A 3481-nucleotide genomic window follows, 5' to 3' on the forward strand; every position below is an offset into this window, starting at 1 on the left:
GTGCTAGATGCCAGTTGGACAACACTAAGAACCATGCTCAAGTATAAATGCGAGAACGCAGGGGTATGTTATGAAGAAGTCAATGAAGCCTATACCACCCAAACTTGTTCGTGCTGTGGCTCACGCTATAGTAGTCCGAAAGGTAGAGCAGGACTTGGAATAAGAGAGTGGCAGTGTGTGGAGTGCGGTACGCTCCATGATCGGGATGTAAATTCCGCACTGAATATTCTTGCGCTCGGACATGAGCGTCTAGCAGTAGGAATCTCCGTCCTTTAGGTCGGGGAGGATGTCAACTAAATCCTATATTGTTTTTTGTGCTTGCACAGCCACAATTTTTAGCTAAGGTTTAAATAGCTTTGCGTAGGCATCTTCCTACTTTGGCAAGACCCAAAGTAGGCAAAAGTCTTTTGTTACCCATACACGACATCCTTGTCGTGATGGGTAACGTGGGGCATCCGTGCCCCACATTCGCGTATCGGAAGTTTGTCAAAATTTAATTGGAAAAGAACTCATTTTTAAATTTTTGGGTGATATTTCAGCAGAAATAGAATGAGGTTGCTGTAAAAGTAAACATTTGCACTGAAAAGCGAAAAAGACTATTGACGATTTACAGCTGAAACTGTTTAATACGCGTCATTGGCGTGATAGCTCAGTCGGTAGAGCAACGGATTGAAAATCCGTGTGTCCCCAGTTCGATCCTGGGTCTCGCCACCATATTCAAAACGGTTAAACGTTTTCAATCCCTGATCCCATCAGGGATTTTTTTTGCATAAAATTTATGCGATCAAATAAAAAAGTGATGATTTTTATTGACTATTCAGCCGAGATACGGCTTAATACACGGCATTGGCGTGATAGCTCAGTCGGTAGAGCAACGGATTGAAAATCCGTGTGTCCCCAGTTCGATCCTGGGTCTCGCCACCATATTCAAAAAGCCTCAAACACTGTTTGAGGTTTTTTTTCGCCTCTAGGTTGGTCATAGAGAATTATAATTACATGCAAAGCGCATTAAAATTCCAAGAAAAATTGCATACCCATAATAGATTTAAGAAAGTGAAAAAGACCGTTTATCCGAGTCAAGGTGAGCCAAAATTGATTTTCAGGTAGGCTATAAAACGTATACGGTTGCAGTGAAAAATTTTTTTCTTGCATGGTGTAAAACTGCATTGTCCTGAAATTACGTTGCGAGACAAGTTTATGAAATTTATAAAAATATATCCTTTGCTGCTGATATTGGGCTGTCCATGGAGCATGATGGTCCACGCGGATGACGCGGTGACCTTACCCACCCTGCACGTACTGGCCGAGCCAGAGTTACGTACAGAAACCGGGATTGTGCCGTATCAGAATGATGAAAAAAATCTCCGTGCTTTACAGCATCAAGTTATTCGTAATTCACGTGAAGCACAAAACTTTATGATCGACAGCCATGTGGTTGCCAATCTGGAAATTCAGCCCTTACAAGCACAACCCGACCTAAATTCGTTATCGCCCTTTCTACAACAGTATGTATTGAGTATTGCTCAGGGTTTACAGTCGAGTGATCCTACACAAGGCTTGTATATTATGTTGCAACCCTTTGGTATAAACCGTAGCAACAGTATGCAGCATATTGATCGTAGCAATAGCAACAGTATGCAGCCCATCGATCGTGATATGCATATACAGCTCGACCTGAAAAATGTCAGCATTGGTACGATTGAACATTCTATAAATAATTTTTCTGTACCTGAGCTACCGACACCGAAAAAGTAATCATTTTTCTTTTGAAAAAATCCTTAGCTTTGCCAGCGAAGCCTATATTTGCCGCCGCGAGAAAGTGGCAAATGCCTGCGCAGTTGAAAATTGGGGCTGTTTTCAGCCTGTGAGCTAGTCATGTTCTTCAGAGATCATTACTCCGTTATATGCTCAGCCAGTCGGGAACCACCAGGTCAGTTTTAATCCTGCCCAGAGCTGGAAATTGGCTCCATACGATGTTAAATATTATCAATTGAATGATCAGCGGGTGCTCATTGCCCAGACCAGTTTTAGAATTGATCAGGTCATTGATTAAATTTATAAATATTATGAGCATCGTTAAATGAAAGATCTGTTTTCTGATGACAGCTTGCGCTATAAACAGGCCCGTCCGGCTTATTCTGCAGAAATTGTCCAGGAAATTTTAAAGCATGTACCTGAACGAACTTTTGCCTGGGATTGTGGTGCCGGTTCGGGGCAGTTTACCCAGTTATTGGTACCACATTTTCAGCAGATTTTAGCCACAGATTTAAGTCAAGCACAGTTGGATTTGGCACCGCAGTGGGCAAATGTGAGTTATCGTACCTGCTTGGCGCAAGACAGTGGATTGGTGGATGCAAGTGTAGATTTAATTACGGTCGCACAAGCGATTCACTGGTTCGGCTTTGATGCTTTTTATGCCGAAGTACATCGGGTACTAAAACCGAGTGGAATATTTGCTGCGGTGGGCTACGGTCTGATTCAAGCTGTAGATCCTGAGGTGAATACCGCAATTCAACGCTTGTATTTTCAGACCTTAAAAGGTTGTTGGGATGCTGAACGTCGTTATATTGATGACTTATATCGCACGATTCCTTTCCCATTTCAAGAAATCGTGACACCCGAACTTTGCCTGAAATATCGTTGGTCGGCAGCACAATTGCTGAATTATTTAAACACTTGGTCGGGACTGCAGCATTATTTAAAGCAACATACTGATACGCCCTTGCTTGAATTACAGCAATTGTTGCAGCAGCAACCTGCTCAGGGCTTGGAAATTCAGTTTCCAGTTTTGCTGCGTTTAGGTCGCTTGGTATAAAAAGTCAATGTATTGAGTGATTTTTGAACTTAAAATATAAGTTGGTAAAAAAAGGATGTTTCTCCACAGGTGTAATTTACCTATGTGCGAGGTGTCCAATGTTAAAATTTTCTCTCCCTATTTTATTCAGTCTTGCGCTGAGTCTCCCTGCGACTGCTTTTGCCAATCTTGATCAGCCTTTACAGGTCTTGGATGATTGTGCATTAAGTGCAGAATATGGGCAATCCAACAGCTTAAATTTGCTGCATGATCAATACCGTTTTACCGCGCAAGATGTGGTGAATCAAGTTCGAGCTGAACAAAACCTAGACTTAGCAAGCAAATTTGCAACTTTGGGTTCTCGTTTTTATATCAACCCGCAAGGTCAAACTGTGCTGCAAATTCAACGTGATGTGGTGTCTTTGGGTGTGATTGAAACCACACTCAGTGTGGATGGTTTACGCCAGTTAGGGCAGCATTTTATAGATGAATTTAAAGCTTTGGCATTTGAGTAAAATGGAGTGCGTTGTCGCAAATGACCTTGTGACAATCTAAGACATAAGTAAGCGTCCGCTGAACCCCATGCCTATTTTTTAATTCGGTTCAGGTTTCCAGCGGTGTGGTAGCAATTCTTCAATCTGAGTCACTTTATGTGTCGGCAACCTTTTCAGCACATCACTTAAATAG

5 protein-coding genes and 2 tRNA genes are annotated in these 3481 nt (G+C 42.1%); 6 read left to right on the plus strand and 1 reads right to left on the minus strand.

Annotated features, from left to right (window positions below):
• From FTU71_RS14345 to FTU71_RS14370, 6 genes are all read left to right on the plus strand, one after another.
• On the plus strand, positions 1-276 hold a 276-nt coding region (locus FTU71_RS14345), incomplete at its 5' end, for a zinc ribbon domain-containing protein (RefSeq protein WP_179990681.1).
• A gap of 362 nt (positions 277-638) precedes the next feature.
• Positions 639-714, plus strand: a tRNA-Phe gene (locus tag FTU71_RS14350).
• A gap of 134 nt (positions 715-848) precedes the next feature.
• Positions 849-924: transfer RNA gene (locus FTU71_RS14355), tRNA-Phe, on the plus strand.
• Positions 925-1251: 327 nt separating this feature from the next.
• Positions 1252-1755 (plus strand): hypothetical protein, encoded by a 504-nt coding sequence (locus FTU71_RS14360; RefSeq protein ID WP_228262050.1) that lies wholly within the window; start codon positions 1252-1254, stop codon positions 1753-1755.
• A gap of 325 nt (positions 1756-2080) precedes the next feature.
• A complete protein-coding gene (locus tag FTU71_RS14365) occupies positions 2081-2815 on the plus strand; it encodes a class I SAM-dependent methyltransferase (protein WP_096901299.1) in 735 nt (244 codons plus the stop codon).
• A 98-nt stretch (positions 2816-2913) separates the two neighbouring features.
• Complete coding sequence (locus FTU71_RS14370) at positions 2914-3309, plus strand: hypothetical protein (RefSeq protein ID WP_004974410.1); 396 nt, start codon at positions 2914-2916, stop codon at positions 3307-3309.
• A gap of 78 nt (positions 3310-3387) precedes the next feature.
• On the opposite strand, the gene FTU71_RS14375 is transcribed toward FTU71_RS14370, so the two are convergent.
• The coding region (locus FTU71_RS14375; RefSeq protein ID WP_178867550.1) for a transposase domain-containing protein at positions 3388-3481 on the minus strand (94 nt) is incomplete at its 5' end.

Source organism: Acinetobacter sp. YH12136, assembly GCF_013418545.1.
GTDB classification, from domain to species: domain Bacteria; phylum Pseudomonadota; class Gammaproteobacteria; order Pseudomonadales; family Moraxellaceae; genus Acinetobacter; species Acinetobacter towneri.